Annotated in this window: 22 protein-coding genes; 11 read left to right on the forward strand and 11 right to left on the reverse strand. The window is 71.1% G+C overall.

Translation table 11 applies throughout. From position 1 onward, the window contains the following. Position 1 precedes the first annotated feature (1 nt). Entirely contained in the window at positions 2–709 is a 708-nt protein-coding gene (locus ACZYRU_RS13835; protein WP_488957668.1) for a PilZ domain-containing protein, read from the reverse strand. Positions 710–879: 170 nt separating this feature from the next. Between ACZYRU_RS13835 and ACZYRU_RS13840 the strand changes: the two genes are divergently transcribed. Both ACZYRU_RS13840 and ACZYRU_RS13845 read left to right on the forward strand, forming a co-directional pair. After that, positions 880–1,260, forward strand: a complete 381-nt coding sequence (locus ACZYRU_RS13840; RefSeq protein ID WP_488957669.1) for a VOC family protein — start codon at positions 880–882, stop codon at positions 1,258–1,260. Then, the gene (locus ACZYRU_RS13845) at positions 1,260–1,694 is read left to right on the forward strand and encodes a GNAT family N-acetyltransferase (protein ID WP_488957670.1); all 435 of its coding nucleotides are present in this window, start codon (positions 1,260–1,262) and stop codon (positions 1,692–1,694) included. The genes ACZYRU_RS13840 and ACZYRU_RS13845 overlap by 1 nt, the downstream gene beginning before the upstream one ends. Positions 1,695–1,711: 17 nt before the next feature. Here the strand turns inward: ACZYRU_RS13845 and ACZYRU_RS13850 are convergent, their stop codons facing one another. Further along, positions 1,712–2,086 carry a hypothetical protein gene (locus ACZYRU_RS13850; RefSeq protein ID WP_488957671.1) on the reverse strand — a complete coding sequence of 125 codons (375 nt, stop codon included), beginning with the start codon at positions 2,084–2,086 and terminating at the stop codon, positions 1,712–1,714. A 52-nt stretch (positions 2,087–2,138) separates the two neighbouring features. Between ACZYRU_RS13850 and ACZYRU_RS13855 the strand changes: the two genes are divergently transcribed. Beyond that, positions 2,139–3,128, forward strand: a complete 990-nt coding sequence (locus ACZYRU_RS13855) for a GNAT family N-acetyltransferase (protein ID WP_488957672.1) — start codon at positions 2,139–2,141, stop codon at positions 3,126–3,128. A gap of 6 nt (positions 3,129–3,134) precedes the next feature. On the opposite strand, the gene ACZYRU_RS13860 is transcribed toward ACZYRU_RS13855, so the two are convergent. Then, positions 3,135–3,392, reverse strand: coding sequence for a hypothetical protein (locus ACZYRU_RS13860; RefSeq protein ID WP_488957673.1), 258 nt, complete (start codon positions 3,390–3,392; stop codon positions 3,135–3,137). 92 nt (positions 3,393–3,484) lie between these two features. Here ACZYRU_RS13860 and ACZYRU_RS13865 point away from each other — a divergent pair, with 92 nt between their 5' ends. Beyond that, entirely contained in the window at positions 3,485–3,811 is a 327-nt protein-coding gene (locus ACZYRU_RS13865; protein ID WP_488957674.1) for a hypothetical protein, read from the forward strand. A gap of 26 nt (positions 3,812–3,837) precedes the next feature. On the opposite strand, the gene ACZYRU_RS13870 is transcribed toward ACZYRU_RS13865, so the two are convergent. Genes ACZYRU_RS13870 through ACZYRU_RS13885 form a run of 4 tightly spaced genes read right to left on the reverse strand, consistent with a single transcriptional unit; the run spans position 3,838 to position 7,307 of the window. Then, positions 3,838–4,905, reverse strand: coding sequence for an NAD(P)H-dependent flavin oxidoreductase (locus ACZYRU_RS13870; protein ID WP_488957675.1), 1,068 nt, complete (start codon positions 4,903–4,905; stop codon positions 3,838–3,840). Further along, complete coding sequence (locus tag ACZYRU_RS13875) at positions 4,898–5,653, reverse strand: CoA-transferase subunit beta (RefSeq protein ID WP_488957676.1); 756 nt, start codon at positions 5,651–5,653, stop codon at positions 4,898–4,900. The genes ACZYRU_RS13870 and ACZYRU_RS13875 overlap by 8 nt, the downstream gene beginning before the upstream one ends. Then, a complete protein-coding gene (locus ACZYRU_RS13880; protein ID WP_488957677.1) occupies positions 5,650–6,549 on the reverse strand; it encodes a CoA transferase subunit A in 900 nt (299 codons plus the stop codon). Before ACZYRU_RS13880 ends, ACZYRU_RS13875 begins: the two co-directional genes overlap by 4 nt. Continuing rightward, positions 6,549–7,307: an enoyl-CoA hydratase family protein gene (locus tag ACZYRU_RS13885; RefSeq protein ID WP_488957678.1), complete on the reverse strand. Its 759-nt coding sequence runs from the start codon at positions 7,305–7,307 to the stop codon at positions 6,549–6,551. The genes ACZYRU_RS13880 and ACZYRU_RS13885 overlap by 1 nt, the downstream gene beginning before the upstream one ends. Before the next feature lie 96 nt (positions 7,308–7,403). Between ACZYRU_RS13885 and ACZYRU_RS13890 the strand changes: the two genes are divergently transcribed. Beyond that, the gene (locus ACZYRU_RS13890) at positions 7,404–8,288 is read left to right on the forward strand and encodes an SDR family oxidoreductase (protein ID WP_488957679.1); all 885 of its coding nucleotides are present in this window, start codon (positions 7,404–7,406) and stop codon (positions 8,286–8,288) included. Positions 8,289–8,398: 110 nt separating this feature from the next. Here ACZYRU_RS13890 and ACZYRU_RS13895 read toward each other — a convergent pair whose 3' ends face one another. After that, a complete protein-coding gene (locus ACZYRU_RS13895; RefSeq protein WP_488957680.1) occupies positions 8,399–9,337 on the reverse strand; it encodes a type IV toxin-antitoxin system AbiEi family antitoxin domain-containing protein in 939 nt (312 codons plus the stop codon). Positions 9,338–9,580: 243 nt separating this feature from the next. On the opposite strand from ACZYRU_RS13895, the gene ACZYRU_RS13900 reads away from it, so the two are divergent. The 4 genes from ACZYRU_RS13900 to ACZYRU_RS13915 all read left to right on the forward strand — a co-directional run bounded on the left by ACZYRU_RS13900 (position 9,581) and on the right by ACZYRU_RS13915 (position 13,866). Then, complete coding sequence (locus tag ACZYRU_RS13900; RefSeq protein ID WP_488957681.1) at positions 9,581–10,186, forward strand: hypothetical protein; 606 nt, start codon at positions 9,581–9,583, stop codon at positions 10,184–10,186. Next, a complete protein-coding gene (locus tag ACZYRU_RS13905; protein WP_488957682.1) occupies positions 10,186–11,835 on the forward strand; it encodes a Y-family DNA polymerase in 1,650 nt (549 codons plus the stop codon). Before ACZYRU_RS13900 ends, ACZYRU_RS13905 begins: the two co-directional genes overlap by 1 nt. A gap of 109 nt (positions 11,836–11,944) precedes the next feature. Continuing rightward, positions 11,945–12,445, forward strand: coding sequence for a hypothetical protein (locus tag ACZYRU_RS13910; protein WP_488957683.1), 501 nt, complete (start codon positions 11,945–11,947; stop codon positions 12,443–12,445). Between the two features lie 74 nt (positions 12,446–12,519). Continuing rightward, the gene (locus ACZYRU_RS13915; protein WP_488957684.1) at positions 12,520–13,866 is read left to right on the forward strand and encodes a phospholipase D-like domain-containing protein; all 1,347 of its coding nucleotides are present in this window, start codon (positions 12,520–12,522) and stop codon (positions 13,864–13,866) included. Between the two features lie 3 nt (positions 13,867–13,869). Here the strand turns inward: ACZYRU_RS13915 and ACZYRU_RS13920 are convergent, their stop codons facing one another. After that, positions 13,870–14,343 (reverse strand): nuclear transport factor 2 family protein, encoded by a 474-nt coding sequence (locus ACZYRU_RS13920; RefSeq protein WP_488957685.1) that lies wholly within the window; start codon positions 14,341–14,343, stop codon positions 13,870–13,872. A gap of 69 nt (positions 14,344–14,412) precedes the next feature. Between ACZYRU_RS13920 and ACZYRU_RS13925 the strand changes: the two genes are divergently transcribed. Continuing rightward, complete coding sequence (locus ACZYRU_RS13925; RefSeq protein WP_488957686.1) at positions 14,413–14,742, forward strand: TraR/DksA family transcriptional regulator; 330 nt, start codon at positions 14,413–14,415, stop codon at positions 14,740–14,742. On the opposite strand, the gene ACZYRU_RS13930 is transcribed toward ACZYRU_RS13925, so the two are convergent. Then, positions 14,743–15,183, reverse strand: a complete 441-nt coding sequence (locus tag ACZYRU_RS13930; protein ID WP_488957687.1) for a VOC family protein — start codon at positions 15,181–15,183, stop codon at positions 14,743–14,745. 22 nt (positions 15,184–15,205) lie between these two features. Next, positions 15,206–16,156 carry an RNA polymerase subunit sigma-70 gene (locus ACZYRU_RS13935; protein WP_488957688.1) on the reverse strand — a complete coding sequence of 317 codons (951 nt, stop codon included), beginning with the start codon at positions 16,154–16,156 and terminating at the stop codon, positions 15,206–15,208. Between the two features lie 95 nt (positions 16,157–16,251). Here ACZYRU_RS13935 and arr point away from each other — a divergent pair, with 95 nt between their 5' ends. Continuing rightward, positions 16,252–16,662, forward strand: coding sequence for an NAD(+)--rifampin ADP-ribosyltransferase (gene arr, locus ACZYRU_RS13940; protein WP_488957689.1), 411 nt, complete (start codon positions 16,252–16,254; stop codon positions 16,660–16,662). Positions 16,663–16,666 lie beyond the last annotated feature (4 nt).

Raw genomic sequence — 16,666 nt, forward strand, 5'->3', positions numbered from 1 at the left:
GTCAGCGGCGGCGGCGCCGGCGGCGCTCGGTCTCGAAGACCAGCCGCCGGATCCGGTCGCCGTGGACACTCGGGTCCACGAAGGCGATCGCGACACCGAGCCCGCCGCTGGCGAACCGGACGTGGCGTACCACCACGGCCGCCTGGACCAGGTTGTCGCCGTCGATCCGCGTGGTCGTCTCGACACTCGTGCCGACCGGCGGCGGCTCGGTACGCACGGTCGCCATCAGGCCGCCCTCGCTGACGTCGACGACCACGCCGAGGAGCTCGACGGGCTCGGGCTGCTCTGCAGCCGGCTCGTCGGCGGGCTCGGTCCCGTGGGTCTCCTCGGTCTCCGGCAGCCAGCGCAGCAGCACCGGCATCGAGATCCGGGCGCGGAAGAAGGCCCGCTGCTGCAGGCGCGCGGCCGGTGAGCTCGGGCGGAGCAGCCAGACCTCGCCGTACGCCCGCCGCCCTGGCCGGGTGCTCACCGGGCACTCCATCCGCCCGAGCGGGTAGGTCCAGGCCAGGGTGACGTCGAAGTGGTGCTCGTTCGGGTCCAGCCCGGTCGGGCAGGCGACGACCAGCGTGGTCGACCCGTCAGGCTGCGGCTCGAGGTCGAGCACCTTCGTCTCCAGCGCCACCGGCTCGCCGGCAGTCGGCCGCAGGGTCAACGCGACCGTCTGCAGAACCGTCGGATGCAGGTCGGGCTGGACGTCCGTGTGCTGCATGCCGACCTGATCGGCCGCGGATCGTCGTACCTGAGGACTGGTTTCGACGCGCGAACGCGACCTCGCAGGCTCGGTCGCGCGGTTGCTCAACCTCCCCGGCCCCACGCCGCGCCCTCGTTTCTCGGGCGAGGCCGGCCGGCGATGTCGGCCCGGCCTGCTTCGATGTGACCATGATCGATCACCTCGGCATCAACTGCGCCGACCTCGCCGCGTCCAAGACCTTCTACGACCAGGTCCTCGCCCCGCTCGGCTACGGCCGGGTCCTCGACTACGACGTCGCTGTCGGCTACGGCCCCGAGGGCGATCCCGCCTTCTGGCTGAGCAGCTACGCCGACATGCCGCCGCAGCGCGAGGTCCACGTCGCGTTCAAGGCCGCCGACGTCGCCGCGGTGCACGCCTTCCACGAGGCCGCCGTCGCGGTGGGTGCCGAGGTGCTCCACGAGCCGCGGCAGTGGCCGGAGTACCACCCCGGCTACTACGGCGTGTTCGTCCGCGACCTCGACGGCAACAACATCGAGGCCGTCTTCCACGGCTACGTCGCCGAGGCCTGATGGCACTGGACGTCGTCGTCTCCCACGGCCCGGCGCTGGAGGAGTGGCGGGCGATCCACAACGCGATCATCCCGACCGACCCGCTCACCGCGGCCGAGGTCGAGGAACGCTCGGGGCGTCACCGCCTGACGCTCGGGTACGACGGCGGCGTCCTCGTCGGCAACGCCACGGTGCGACCGCCCGATGCCGAGGGCACCGTCACGGTCATCGTGCGGATCCTCCCCGGTCACCGGCGCCGGGGGCTCGGGTCGTCGTACCTCGCGTCGGAGCTCGCCGCGGCCCGCGCGCTGGGTGCGCGCCGGATCGAGACCGTGGTGCTGTCGTCGAACGACGACGGGCTGGCGTTCGCGGCGGCGCACGGGTTCGTCGAGCACGACCGCTACCTGCTCGACGGCGACACGGTGCCGTTCGTCGACCTGCACCTGCCGGGCTGAGTGAGCCCGGGGCGGGCTCAGAGCACCGTCCACCAGATGCCGACGACTGCCGGGATCAGGCCCAGCAGCAGCCACGGCGAGCGCCACGACCGTCCGTTGATGACGAGCGTGGCCGCGATGCCGCCGACCATGAACGCCGCGGCGATCACGTTGAGGCCGATCCGGGCGTCGGTCCGGTCCGCGGCGACGTGGTCGGCCGCGATCACGAAGCCCGCCGAGAGGTGGAAGATCGTGGTGACGACCAGCACCGAGACCACCCGGCGCTGCACGCGCTGGAGCCGCTCGATGTCCTTGGGGTCCGGCGCCTTGCGGGGCGCGTTCGGGTCCATCAGGTGACGGCGGCGGGGGGAGGCTGCGCTCGGGCTCGACCCCTGCGGCGACGTCTGGTTCACGCCCTCAGGATATCCAGTGGCACCGGCGCGTGCCGCATCGGAGGCTGGTGCCATGGACCTCCACCCCTTCGGACCCGACGACCACGACGACGTGGCGGCCTGGACCGCCCTGGCCAACGCGATCACGGACGCCGATGTGCCGTGGGTGCAGCGTGAGACCCCGACATCGGCGGCGGCACGGTTCCGCCACGGCTGGGACGGTGAGCCGGAGTCGCCCTACCTCCTGCGGGTGGGTGGGCACGCCGTCGCCTGGGGCTCGGTCGCGACGAGCGAGTACGACAACCGTGACATCGCCTTCCTCGACCTCGGCGTGCACCCCGAGCACCGGCGCCGGGGCCACGGCACGGCTCTGCTCGACGCCCTGCTGGCAGAGGCACGCCGTCGTGGGCGGACCAGCCTCGTCGTCGAGGCCTGGGAGTCGGAGCCGGGTGACGCGTTCGCGACGAGGCACGGCTTTCGGCGCAAGCTCGCGTCGATCAACCGGCGACAGTTCCTGGCCGGGGTCGACCAGGCCGAGCTCGACCGGCGCCACGACGCAGCATTGCCCCATGCCGCCGACTACGTGCTCGAACGCTGGCCCTGCCCGACCCCCGACGTCCGGCTCGACGCCCTTGCGGTGCTGGCGTCCGCCATCAACGACGCTCCGATGGACGACCTCGACTACGAGGACGAGGTGTACACCGCAGGGCGGATGCGTGCGTACGAGACGGCGGTGGCGGGGCGCGACCAACGCCTGTACCGCCTCGTCGCCCGGCACCTCCCGACCGGCGAGCTCGCCGGCCAGACCGTCGTCGTGGTCTCCGCCGCCGACCCGGCCCGGGGCGCCCAGCACGACACCACCGTCGCCCGAGCCCATCGCGGTCACCGCCTCGGCCTGTTGCTGAAGATCGGCATGCTCCGCTGGCTCGCCGACGCCGAGCCCGAGCTCGAACGGATCGACACCTGGAACGCCGAGTCGAACGACCACATGATCGACGTGAACGAGGTGCTCGGCTACCGGGTCATGGGCCGGGAGTGGGCCTACCAGCGGTCGCTGGACTGAGGCGCTCTAGGAGTAGCGGTGCGACTTCGCCGCGTGCCCGCGCTCGCGGGTGCAGGTGCGCCCACTGATGTTGCGATGACCGCACAGCGCGCTGTCGTCCGTCTCCGTCTCTGCCGCCGGCGCGGCCTTGGCGGGCTCCGCCTTCGCAGGCGCTGCCTTGGCAGGCTTCGCGGCCCGCGTGGTCGGGGCGGGACGGCCGGCTCGGGCCTGGGCCTCCGCATAGCGGGCCTCGCGCATCGCGCGTACTGCGTCCATCTTGCTCATCGGCGGCTCACCTGATCGACCCTAGGGGAGTGGTCCGACACTTCACCGAGCGGGTCGTTAGGCTCGGTGGTCGGACGAGATGAGGTACTGACATGGTGGCGAGTCGAGCCGCGCGCGAGCGCAAGGCCGCGACGCAGGCCGGCCCGCTGGCGCGGGTACGGATCGAGGTCGGAGCCGACGACCAGTTCGTCTACAAGATCAGCTGTTCGGAGTGCACGGCCAAGGGGCACCGGCCGTGGTCGGCGTACCGCTCGGGCGCCGACAACGGGTTCATGGCGGCGATGGACCGCTGGGTCTTCCACCTCAAGGAGCAGCACCCGTCCAGCGACGCGCCCTGCCTCGAGTTCCTGCCCGCGGCCGAGCAGCGCCTCCACGAGCGGCGGATGCAGCAGGAAGCAGCGAGGACGCGACCGGACTGACCGGTCGCGCCCTCGCTGTCACGAGGTCACACGACGTACGACGACGCTCGCTTCAGCTCGCCGGCCGCCTCGACGACGATCCGCTCGACCAGCTCCTCGCACGACGGCAGGTCGTCGATCACGCCGACGACCTGGCCGCTGGCGAGCACGCCGGCGGACGTGTCGCCCTCGACCAGGCCCGCACGGAGCATGGTCGGGGTGTTGGCGGCCAGCGCCATCTGGCCCAGGGTGCGGCCCTGCGCCTTCTTCATGGAGCGGCCGTCCTTGAGCAGCTGGGTCCACGACATCCCGGAGGACTTCTTGAACTCCAGGGTGCGCCGGGCGGTGGGACCGAGGCGACGCACGGCGGAGGTCTCCTCCAGCGACTCGACGAGGTCGGTGCGCAGCATCCGGTGGGGCATGCCGTCGACCTTGGTCGTGACGACCGTGTCCGAGAGGCCCTTCGACAGGTACAGCTCCTTGACCGCCTGCGGGACCGCGGAGTCGCGGGTCAGCAGGAAGCGGGTGCCCATGCCGACGCCGGCAGCGCCGTACGACAGCGCCGCGGCGAGACCGCGACCGTCGAAGAAGCCACCCGCGGCGATGACCGGGATGTCGACGGCGTCAAGCACGGTCGGCAGCAGCAGCGTGGTCGGGACGGCGCCGGTGTGTCCGCCGCCCTCGCCGCCCTGGATCATCACGGCGTCGGCGCCCCACGAGGCGACCTTGACCGCGTGCTTGGCCGCACCGATCGAGGGCATCACGACGATGCCGTGCTCCTTGAGCTTCGCGATCAGCTCCGGCTTCGGGGCCAGCGCGAAGGACGCGACCTTCACGCCGTGGTCGATCAGCAGCTGGCAGCGGTCGGCGGCGTCACCGGCGTCGGCGCGCAGGTTGACGCCGAACGGCTTGTCGGTGCGGCCCTTGACCTCGATGATCGCGGCCTCGAGCTCGGCGAACGTCATCGTCGCCGAGGCGAGGATGCCGAGGCCGCCGGCGTTGGCGGTGCCGGACACCAGGCGTGGACCGGAGACCCAGCCCATTCCGGTCTGCACGACCGGGTGGGGGACGCCGACCAGGTCGGTGAACGGCGTACGGATCTGCTGGTCAATCATTCGGGACCTCCTTGAAGCGAAGACCCTTCGGGTCCAGCATCTCGCGGATGAGGAGCAGCTCCTCGTACGACGGCTCGCGGGTCACCGGCACCTCGGCCGGCACCTCGAGGGCGAACCCCGTGGCCGCGACGACCTCGTCGACGGTCACGCCCGGGTGGACCGAGACGAGCCGCATCGTGTGGTCGGCACCTCCCATGTCGAAGACGCCGAGGTTGCTGACGACCCGGTGGATGTCGTTGAAGCGCGAGGCGCCGGTGCCGGCGGCCTCGGCGCGGGCCGGGCCGACGCCGGAGACGATGTCGACCTTCTCGACGAAGACACGGGAGGAGTGCTTCGGGACCCAGTACGACGTGCGGTTGTTCACCGTGTTGCCCGGGGCGCCGCGTGAGCCGAGCAGCTGGCGCTTGGGCTGGGCGAACGGGCCGATCGCGGAGATGTTCTGGTTGCCCTGGCGGTCGACCTGGGTGGCGCCCATCATCACGTGGCGCTTGCCGTAGGCGACGACGTCGAACACGCGGCGGAACGGGATCCAGCCCTCGACGACGTCCTTGCCGCCCAGCGGCGGGGTGCCGCCCAGGAACACCGACTCGCCGTCGCTGATCACCAGATCGGGGTTGGAGGTCAGCTTGGCCAGCCGGACGCCGAGCGTCGGCAGCAGGCCCATCGGGCTGGCGAAGATCTCGCCGTCCTCGCTGAAGGCGTCGGCGATCGCGGCGGCGCACACGTCCGCGCGGGTGTAGTCGCTCACTTGGCGTTCTCCTCGGTGAAGGCCTGCACGGCTGCCTGGTACGACGCCTCGTCGCCAGCGAGGAAACGGTCGTGGAACGCCTGCCAGTCCTCCTCGGTGCCGGACGCGGCGGCGGCGTACGCACGCTGGAACTTCTCGTCGCGCTCGTAGTCGGGCGTGCAGGTGGTGAAGTGCGCGCCGTTGGGGGTCTCGACGACGCCGGAGACCATCATCCGGCTGAGCAGCAGCCGCTGGACGGGCGTGTCGACGGTGAGGCCGGCGGTGTCGACGACCTCCTCGACGCTCAGGTACGTCTTGTCGGCGGCCATCGCGAACAGGTCGTCGAAGTACGGGTCCGGCCCGAGGTACGACGCGTTGCCGTGCTGGTCGGCGCGGTTGAGGTGCACCAGTGCGGCGTCCAGCTTCAGCGCGGGAACGGCGACGAGCTCCTCGTGACCGTGGCCATCGTCGTACGGGCTGGTGACGGTCTTGATCCACGGGTTGTTGACCAGGACGTCGGAGCCGAGGCCTGCGCGCATCGGGAGGAACGGCAGGCGCTCGGCCGCGGCCTTGAGACCGGTCTGGAACATGCCCTCGTCGAGCTCGACGACCTCCGGGATGGACGCGGTCTGGCGGGCGCGCTGGAAGTTCGGCTCGAGCGGGACCGTGTCGAGCGAGACGAAGGCGTAGACCAGCTTGCGGATCTTGCCGGCGCGGGCGAGCAGGCCCACATCGGCGCCGCCCCAGCTGACGATCGTCAGGTCGGTGAGGTCGGAGTTGTAGATCGCGCGGACCAGGGCCATCGGCTTGCGCCGCGGGCCCCAGCCGCCGATGCCGATGGTCATGCCGCTCTCGAGGCTGCCGACGACGTCGTCGATCGACATCCGCTTGTCGCGCGGCTTGCGGTTGCTGCTCATCAGGCCCCCTTGGCCTTGTCGGTTCCTGCGAAGTCGTCGCGCAGCTCGTCGCTGACGCCCATCAGGTTGAGCTCGAAGGTGAAGCCCTGCTCCCAGCGGTAGGACTTGTTGACGTCGATCGGGTCGATCCCGTTGAGCGCTTCCTTGGCGGCCCGGATCACCTTGGTGTTCTTGGCGGCGATCTCGCCGGCCACCTTGAGGGCGGCGTCGAGGAGGTCCTCGCGCGGGACGACCTCGAGCACCGAGCCGAACTGGACCAGGTCCTTGGCCGGGATGGTGCGTGCGGTGAAGTAGAGGGTGCGCATCATGTGCTGGGGGACCAGGCGCGCCATGTGGGTGGCGGCGCCGAGGGCGCCCTGGTTGACCTCGGGTACGCCGAAGAAGGCGTCGTCGCTCGCGACCACGATGTCGGCGTTGCCGACCAGACCGACACCGCCGCCGACGCAGAAGCCGTTGACGGCCGCGACGACGGGGACCGAGCACTCGTAGACAGCCTTGAAGGCGGCGAAGCAGCCCTTGTTGGCGCCGATGAGGGCGTCGAACCCGGTGGTGTTCTGCATCTCCTTGATGTCGACGCCGGCGTTGAAGCCCTTGCCCTCCGCGCGGAGGACGACGACCTTGGTCGCCATGTCGGCGCTGGCCTCGTCGAGGGCTGCTGCCACGTCGAACCAGCCCTGGACGGTGAGGGCGTTGACCGGGGGAGCGTTCATCGTGACGACGCGGATCCCGTCGGGCCGCAACTCGCTGGTGACTGTCATGCCGACATGCTACCAAGCATTTGCTTGGTATTGTGTGTGCTGTCCCGAGTCCGAGTGGACGAGGAGCAGACCAACCGAGCCGTAGAGGAGACCGAAGTGAGCAGGTTGCTGGAGGGCCGGGTCGCGATCGTGACCGGTGCCGGACGAGGCATCGGACGCGCGCACGCGCTCGAGCTGGCGCGCCACGGCGCCAAGGTTGTCGTCAACGACTTCGGCGTGTCGGCTGCGGGTGAGGGCACCGACGAGTCGCCCGCGCACCAGGTCGTCGCCGAGATCGAGGCGATGGGCGGGCAGGCCGTCGTCAACGGCGCGGACGTCGCCGACTTCGCTGCTGCCGAGGCCATGGTCCAGCAGGCGATCGACACCTTCGGTGGCCTCGACATCCTGGTCAACAACGCGGGCTTCCTGCGCGACCGGATGCTGGTCAACACCAGCGAGGAGGAGTGGGACGCCGTCGTACGCGTGCACCTCAAGGGTCACTTCGCGCCGCTGCGCCACGCGGGTGCCTACTGGCGTGCCGAGGCCAAGGAGGGGCGCCAGCGCGCGGCCCGCGTGATCAACACCTCGTCGGGCGCCGGCCTCCAGGGCTCGCTCGGCCAGACGACGTACTCCGCCGCGAAGGCGGGCATCGCCGGCATGACCCTGGTCGCCGCCGTCGAGATGGGCCGGTACGGCGTCACGGTCAACGCGATCGCCCCGGTCGCCAAGACCCGGATGACCGAGGGCGCCTTCGACACCTCCGCGATGGCACTGCCCGAGGACAACTCTCCCGTCGTGGCCTGGCTCGCTTCCGAGGAGGCCGGCGACGTGACCGGTCGCGTCATCGAGATCGACGGCTCGGTCATCACTGTCGAGAACGGCTGGACACACGGACCCTCACGCGACGCCGGTGCCCGCTGGGAGGCCGAGAAGGTCGGTCCCGCTCTCCGGGACATGCTGGGCGAGGCGCCCGCGCCGGAGCCGGTGTACGGCACCGCCTGAAATGCCAGATTCACCGGCCGACCGGTGAAACTCGCGCTTGGACGAGGAACCTGCCTCGTCCAAGCGTGAGTTTTGTGCCAGGTCTGTGACAGGTGCGACTGGTGGGAGGTTCAGGCGGCCAGGCGCATGACTCGCAGGATGCGTGCGACGGTGGCTTCGGGGCGGGCGAGATCGGCCCAGGTGATCCGGATCATGGTCCACCCGGTCAGCTCGCGGAGCTGGTCCTCGCGCTGCTTCTCCCGGATCACCATCTGTTCGATGGTCTCGCCGGGACGGCGGAACCGGTGGTACTTGACCTGGCCGTCGAACTCGAGCATCACCTTGAACTGGGGCCATGCGAAGTCGACGCGCCCTGCCAGGAGACCGCTCGGATGCCGGATCTCGTACTGGGCGATCGGTGCTGGTACGTGTGCGGCGCGGAGCATGAGCCGCGTGCGCGTCTCGCCCACGGACTCGGCCCTGCCGTCCGCCAGTCCGAGGATGTGGCGAAGCCGGAGCGACTCTGGCCAGGCTCTCATGCGGTGGTCGTAGTGGTCGAATAGCGCGATCAAGGTGGTCAGGCCTGCTTGGACGTACCAGTCGATGATGGCCACGGCCGGTTCAAGATCTGCCAGCGTGGCGGTGTCCAAGGCTGTGCGTGTTGGCGCCGTCAGCCAGCCGCGCTCGTCGCGCGTGAGGTCGTTGACGAGGAGCTCCCCTCGGTGGTGGACCACGAGGGCTGCTGACCGTTCCCCCTTGCCGCACAGGCTGGTGAAGTGGACTGAGGTGAGGTCGAGTCCCCAGTCGGGCCCTCCGTGCTCGATGCAGGCGCTGACGTGGGAAGCGGCCACGTTGTCGTCGTACAGCTGGCGAGCTCCCTCGAGGAGGAGCCGGTGTCGAGCTACGGGATCTGCGTCCTCCCAGATGGCGCGGAGTGCGTAGACGCCTTGGCGGAGGCGCACCAGGAAGCCGGCGCGTACGGCACGCTTCAGGGCATCGTCCGTTGAGCCGGCGGCGATGGCGTCGCGACGTAGCAGAATCCCGTGTGCGTCGACGAGGTACTCGAGCATGCCGGTGAGCCTGCCCTCTTTCCGGGCGGGGTGCTTGTGTCGCCCACCGTGTTTGTGGATAGCGAGATGCACCGCCTCGGGCCTGTGGATGACTGATCGGCTTGGACGAGGAAACCGGTGCTGGGACGAGGATGCTTCGTCGTCCCAGCAGCAGTTTCACCGGCCGGCCGGTGAAACTCGTGGCGGCCCTCACGGCGGAGGCCGCCACTTGCTTTGTTCGAACGGATGTTCGAACATGGGCGGGTGAGTGTTCGCCCCCTCGAGATCGACGACCCGCGTGCTGTGCTGGACCAGCTGCGCGGGCGGATCGCTGCTCTCGAGGGCGGGCCGACCCGGCTGCTGGTGCCGGTGCTGCCCGCGCTCGCCGGCCTGGTCCAGCTGCGCACCGGCGGGGTCTACGGCGTCGACTCGGCGAGCCTCGGGATGGCGCTGGCGGCCGGCGCCTCGCAGGCCGGTGAGTGGGTCGGGTTCGCAGGCTGGGACGACTTCGGTGCCGAGGCCGCCCAGCAGCGCGGGATCGTGCTCGGGCGCACGGTCCTCGTCCCCACGCCGGGCGAGCACTGGCTCGAGGTGACCGCGGCCCTGGTCGACGTGCTCAAGGTCGTGGTGCTCCGCCCGCCTGGCGGCGTCGACGCGAAGTCCGCCTCCCTCCTCGAGGCCCGGCTGCGGGCCAGGTCGGCGGTGCTCGTCGTGCAGGGGGAGTGGCCGCGCTGCGAGGCGCGGCTCAGCGCGGAGCAGGTGACCTGGGACGGCATCGGCCACGGTCGTGGGCGGCTCCGTGAGCGGCGGGCAACGCTCGTCGCGAGCGGTGGTGGGCGGATGCCGGTGCGGGCGGACGTGGTGCTCTGATGCGGACGATGGTGCTCTGGTGCCCGGACTGGTCGGTGACCGCGGCGCTGCTCGAGCGCGTTGACGCGATGCCCGACGATGCCCCGCCCCCCGACGTCGCGGCACCGGCCGTCGTCCTGGCCAACAACAAGGTGGTCGTGTGCAATGCCGGCGCCCGGGCCGAGGGCGTACGCCGCGGCCACCGGCGCCGCGATGCCCAGGCGCGCTGTCCCGAGGTGGTGCTCCTCGACGCCAACCCCGACCGCGACGCACGGTGGTTCGAGCCGGTGCTGGCGGCGGTCGAGGCGGTACGGCCCGGTGTGGCACCGCTGCGGCCCGGGCTGCTCGCCGTCCCCGCCCCAGGGCGGTACTTCGCGCGCCGCGGGATCGACGGCCAGGGCACGCAGATCGGTGGGGAGGAGGCCGCGGCGGCGGTCCTCGCCGAGCACCTCGTCGAGGCCGGGGTCTGGGACAGCCGGTTCGGTGCCGCCGACGACCTCTACACGGCCGAACGTGCTGCGCGGGAGGCGCCGCCCCAGTCCTGCCTCTCCGTCCCCTCGGGCTCCTCGGCGGAGTTCCTGCGCGGCCTGCCCGTCACCGTCCTCGCTGACGACGGGCCGGAGGGCGCCGAGCTCGCCGACCTCCTGCGCCGGCTCGGGCTGGTGCTGCTCGCCGACTTCGCCCGGCTCGGTGCCGGTGAGGTCGCCAACCGTTTCGGCAGCTACGGCACCGACGTGTGGCGACGGGTGCAGGGCCGTGAGGTGACCCGGCTCGCCTCGCGCACCCCGCCACCCGAGCTGGCCTGCGAGATCGCCTTCGAGCCCCCGCTCGACTCCGCCGAGGCGGTCACCTTCAGCGTCCGCACCACCGCGGAGCGGTTCGTCGCCGGACTGGCCGACCGGCAGCTGGTGGCGACCTCCGTACGGATCGAGGCCGAGTTCGAGGAGGGCGTCTCCGCCAGGACCTGGCTGCACCCACGCTGCTTCACCTCCCGCGACCTCGTCGACCGGGTGCACTGGCAGCTCCAGGCCGGCATGGCCTCCTCGGGGCTGCGCAGCCGCAAGAGCACCGGCGAGACCATCACCTCCGCAGTCGCCCTCGTCCGCTTCCTGCCCGACGTCGTCGAGCCCGCCGGCGACCACGCCGACGGGCTGTGGGGCGGCGGAGCCGAGGAGCAGGTGGTGCGCGGTGTCGCCCGGGTCCAGGCGATGGTCGGGTACGACGCCGTCCGGGTCCCCGTGCTCCAGGGCGGCCGCGGTGCCGCCGACCGCCAGGCCCTGGTCCCCTGGGGTGAGCGGCCGCTCGGTCTACGCCCGGTCGAACGACCCTGGCCCGGCCGGATCCCCGGCCCCGCGCCGAGCCGGGTCTTCGCCACGCCGCTCGAGGCCGAGGTCGTCGACGAGGCCTCGGTCCCCGTCGCGGTCACCGCGCGGGGACTGGTGACCGGCGAGCCGTGGCGGATCAGGCTCGGGCGGCACTGGTGCCCCGTCGCCTCCTGGGCCGGGCCGTGGCCGGTCGACGAGGGGTGGTGGCTGGCGGGCTCGGGTGCGGGCTCGGGTGCAGGCTCGGGGCGGGCTGCCCGGTTCCAGGTGGTCGGTGTGGACGGCCGGGCCTGGCTGCTGTGCTGGCGTGCACCCGGCAGCTGGGAGGTGGAGGCGGCCTATGACTGAGTGACGACTGGTCGCACCGTCGGTGGCGTGCACCCGCCACGCCACTGGATATCGGCGACCGCGGCGCCCTACCCTGCTGGAGGGAGGGCGTGAACCTCTGGAGGAGAGCATGGGACTGACCGGGAAGCCGGCTGACCTCGTCGGGCGCAACCTGCGGGCGCTGCACGGCGCGCTCGAGCACAGCGTCACGATCCAGATGACCCGGTTGCAGGGGCTGATGGACGACCTCGTCTCCCGCGGCTCGCTGACCCGCGCCGAGGCCGACCACCTGCTCGGCCAGCTCGTCAGCACCGGGAAGGCGTACTCGCACGCGCTGCTGCAGGTGCTCGACACCGTGCGCCAGCAGCCCGCGAAGCTGCCGATCCCGCCCCAGCTGCGACCCAACCGCCGGCGTACCGAACCGGCCCCCGCTGCTCCCACCGCCGCTGCGGTGCCCGACAACGTCGAGTCCCTCGTCGTCCCCGACCTCCACGCCCTCACCGTCGCCCAGGTGAAGCCCCGACTGGTCGGTCTCGGTCCCGACGACCTCCGGCGGCTGCGCGAGCGCGAGGTCGCCGGCAGGAACCGCAAGGGCGTGCTCACCGAGATCGACCGGCTGCTGAAGGACTGACCTCGCCTGTAACGAATTCCCTGGTCCTGCCGCTGTGAGGGAGGAAGGCTCGGGACACCAGGAGAGTGGGAATCGTGCGGTTCGTGTGGGACAGGTCGACGGTCGGTACGACGCGGGGGCTGGTGGCGATGTCGCTGGCGGTGCTGCTCGGGGCGGCGCTGCTGGTGGTCGGGCCAGGGCGTACGCCGGCGGCGCAGGCTGCACCCGACCCGGCGTACGTCGTCAAGCCCGGGATCGTCTTCAACCACCCGTTCCGCAGCGCGAAGAAGAAGACGAAGATCCAGCGCCGGATCATCACGACCGTCAAGAACGTCCCGGCGGGGGAGTCGATCCGGCTGATGACCTGGAACTTCGACTCGCCGAAACTGGCGAAGGTCTTCATCAACGCCCACCAGCGTGGCGTCTCGGTGCAGATCATCATGTCCCGCGGACTGGCGAAGGGCCAGGGGCCGGGGCGGTCCTACCCGACGCTGCGCAAGGCGCTCGCCAAGGGCAACGCCGAACGGCCCAAGGAGCTGCGCAGCTGGATCCGCACCTGCGCCTCGACGTGCCGCGGCAAGGGCGGTGCGATGCACTCCAAGCTGATGCTGGTGAGCCGGTCGGGCGCGACCAGCTGGATCGCGATGCAGGGATCGGCCAACTTCACCGGTGCGGCGGCGGTGCAGCAGTTCAACGACTGGACCACGATCACTGAGAACCAACCGCTCTACGACGGCTGGATGACGATGTGGAAGCAGGCGAAGAAGGACGAGAACGCCCGCCCACTGCGGTTCACGGTGCCGAGCACCACGACCCCGGGTTCGACGATCACCTCGATGTTCGCGCCCCACAAGCGGAAGACCGACCCGGCGCTCAAGGTGCTCGACCAGGTCCAGTGCACCGGAGCGACCAACGTCCCCGGCGGGCGGACGAAGGTGCGGGTCGCCAACGCGGTCTGGGGTGACGAGCGAGGCGTCAAGGTCGCCCGCAAGGTGCGCGAGCTGGCCAACGCGGGCTGCGACGTACGCATCGTCTTCATGATGATGCCGCTGAAGATCCGCACCATCCTGCGCGGCCTGCCGGCGAAGCAGATGGTCTACATCACCGGCGCGACGGCCAACAAGTTCAAGGACCGCTACGTCCACCTGAAGGGCCTGTCGGTGCAGGGCAACGTCGCCGGCCGCGCCGACGGCAACGCCGTCCTGTCCAGCAGCGAGAACTGGACCCAGCTCGGCTGGCACTCCGACGAGCAGGACGTCATCTTCTGGGACGACGCCGCGATGGCAGGGAAGTACGCCGCGTGGGTGGACCTGATCTACCGCCAGGCACCGCGCAGCCTCGCCAACTACGTCAGCTCCGCCGACCCGAACGGTCGGGTCGTGCCGGGCACCGAGTTCCTCGCGCCGAAGGACTACCCGTTCGAGGAGCTCGAGCTCGACTGAGGGCTACTGGTCGGCCCAGCGGTTGGCGATCAGCTTGAAGCTGGGGGTGTCCTCGAGCGACGTCATCGCCTCGTAGATGCGCTCGTACTGCGTCGACGCGATCCGCCAGGCCCCGTCGGGGTCGCGACGGTAGGTGTCGACGTAGTAGCCGCCGCCGCGGATCCGGACCTTGAACTCAGGCACGATCACCGTGTCCTCGAACGCCCACGACCCAGTGGCGGTGTCGCCGTCGACGTCGATCTCGGGGTGGTTGGCGATGTGGATCGTGACGATCCCGGGACCGAGGTTCTTCGACATGTACTCGACCACCGCGTCCCGGCCGTCGAAGTGCAGCGGCGTGCCCATCGCCTGCGTGCCGTACTTCGCGTCGACGTCCTCGGTCAGGCAGTCGGCGTACTCGTCCCACTTCTTCAGGTCGAGCGTGCGGAAGTAGCGGTGCTTGAGGCGCTTGATCTCCTCGATCGCGACAAGGTCCATGGCCGCACTGTAGAACCTGTTCTAGAAATGGTCGAGGGGTGTCGGTCCGCAGTGGCAGCATCGGTCGGCATGGACGGGGTGCGCGAGCTGCTGGCGGCAGAGCGGGAGGAGGCCCGGCGGCGCCTGGCCGACCTGACCGGCAGCTTCGACGAGGTCGTCGCCGCCTCCCGCGACACCAACGCCGACGACGAGCACGACCCCGAAGGCGCGACGATCGCCTTCGAGCGCTCGCAGCTGGCCGCCCTGGTGGCACAGGTGCGACGGCGCCTGGCCGAGGTCGATGCGGCCCTGGCCCGGCTCGACACCGGGACGTACGGCGTGTGCGAGACCTGCGGACGGTCGATCGCCGAGGGCCGGCTCGAGGTGCGACCGACGGCGCGGACCTGCGTCGGCTGCTGATCAGCCGAGCTGCTCGAACAGCGACACGACGATCCCTTCCGGCCCGCGCACGTACGCCATCCGCACACTGCCCTCGTACTCGCCGATCCCGCCGACCAGCCCATACCCGTCGGCCGCGACCGCGTCGACCGCGGCCTGCAGGTCCTCGACCTCGAAGGACACGTTGCGCAGGCCGACCTCGTTGGCCAGCGCGTCCGGGGAGCCGGGCGTGTGGTCGGGCGTGACGAAGCTCGACAGCTCCAACCGCGGCCCGTCGCCCGGCGTCCGCAGCATCGCGATCCGGCAGCGCGCGCCCGGGATGGCGCAGACCGTCTCGACGAACTCGCCCGCCACCTCACCGGTGCCCTCGACCTCGAGCCCGAGCCGGACGAAGAACGCCGTCGCCGCCTCGAGGTCCGCGACGGTGATGCCGATGTGGTCGAAGCGTCGTACGTGCGTCATGGGCCCCATCCTGCCCCCGCGGTCAGGCCCCGGTGGCCAGCTCCTCGGGCAAGCCCAGGCTCGGGAACCGGTCCGAGCCGAAGATGACGACGTCCGCGACGGCGCCGTCGGTGACGCGCAGGACGTCGATGGTGAGCGGCAGGTACGCCGCCGCGTCCTCGCGCCACAGGTAGAAGGCGATCGCCGGCTGCCGGTTGACGGCGGTGGGTACGGCGCGCAGGCCCTCCAGGTCGGCGAACCCGTCGGCGACCCAGTCGGCCAGGACGGCGTCCCGCCCGACACGCACGCCCGGGGTGGGTGGCATCGAGGAGCGGACGTCGGGTCGCAGCATGGCCGCGATCGCGTCGATGTCGGTCGCCACGGTGGCCTCGGTGAACCGACGTACCAGCTCCCGCGTGGCGTCGTCCCGGCCGCCGTCGCTCCAGTCCTGGCGGTCGGCGGGCAGATGCTCGCGCATGCCGGCCCGGGCGCGCTGCAGCGCGCTGTTGACCGAGTTGACGGAGTCGCCGAGCAGCTCGGCGACGTCCTTGGCCGGCCAGCCGAGCACGTCACGCAGGATCAGCACCGCGCGTGGTCGCGGGGCGAGGTGCTGCACCGCGACGACGTACGCCAGCTCGATCGTCTCCCGGACGACGACAGCCGACTCGGGATCCTCCGCCTCGTCGGCCAGCTCGTCGAGCAGGCGGTCGGGGTAGGGCTGCAGCCACGGCACCTCGCCGCCCGTCGCAGGCTTCGGGCGCCGTTGGGCGAGCAGGTCAAGGGACGCATTGGTCGCGATCCGGTACAGCCAGGCGCGGAACGACGCGCGCCCCTCGTACGTCTCCCGCCGGCGCCAGGCCCGCAGGAAGGTCTCCTGCACGGTGTCCTCGGCGTCCTCGAAGGAGCCCAGCATCCGGTAGCAGTGCACGTGCAGCTCGCGACGGTGTCGCTCCGCCAGCCCCGTGAACTCCGCCTCACCGACCTCAACGCTCATCACGCCATCCTTCCCTCTCGTTCCTGTCGTGTCGTCCATGTGACGCTCGCGCGCGGGAGAACTCATCACGTCGCCCGTCCGCCTACGCTGGCCCGGTGAGCGACGCGCTGGACGAGGGGCCTTTCTTCCACGGCACGAAGGCCGACCTGCAGGTCGGCGACCTGCTCACGTCGGGCTTCCGGTCGAACTACCGGCCCGAGGTCGTGATGAACCACATCTACTTCACGGCCCTGCCGGACGGTGCCGGCCTGGCCGCCGAGCTCGCCGCCGGCGACGCCGAGCCGCGGGTGTACGCCGTCGTACCCACCGGTCCCTTCGAGAACGACCCGAACGTCACCGACAAGAAGTTCCCCGGCAACCCCACGCGGTCCTACCGCAGCCTGGAGCCGCTCCGGGTCGTCGGCGAGGTCCACGACTGGACGCGGCTGACCCCCGAGGCACTGCAGGGCTGGCGCGACCGGTTGGCCGTACTGCTCGAGGACGAGCGGGGCGAGATCATCAACTGAGCGG

The sequence above is a fragment of the Nocardioides sp. F233 genome, assembly GCF_057813895.1.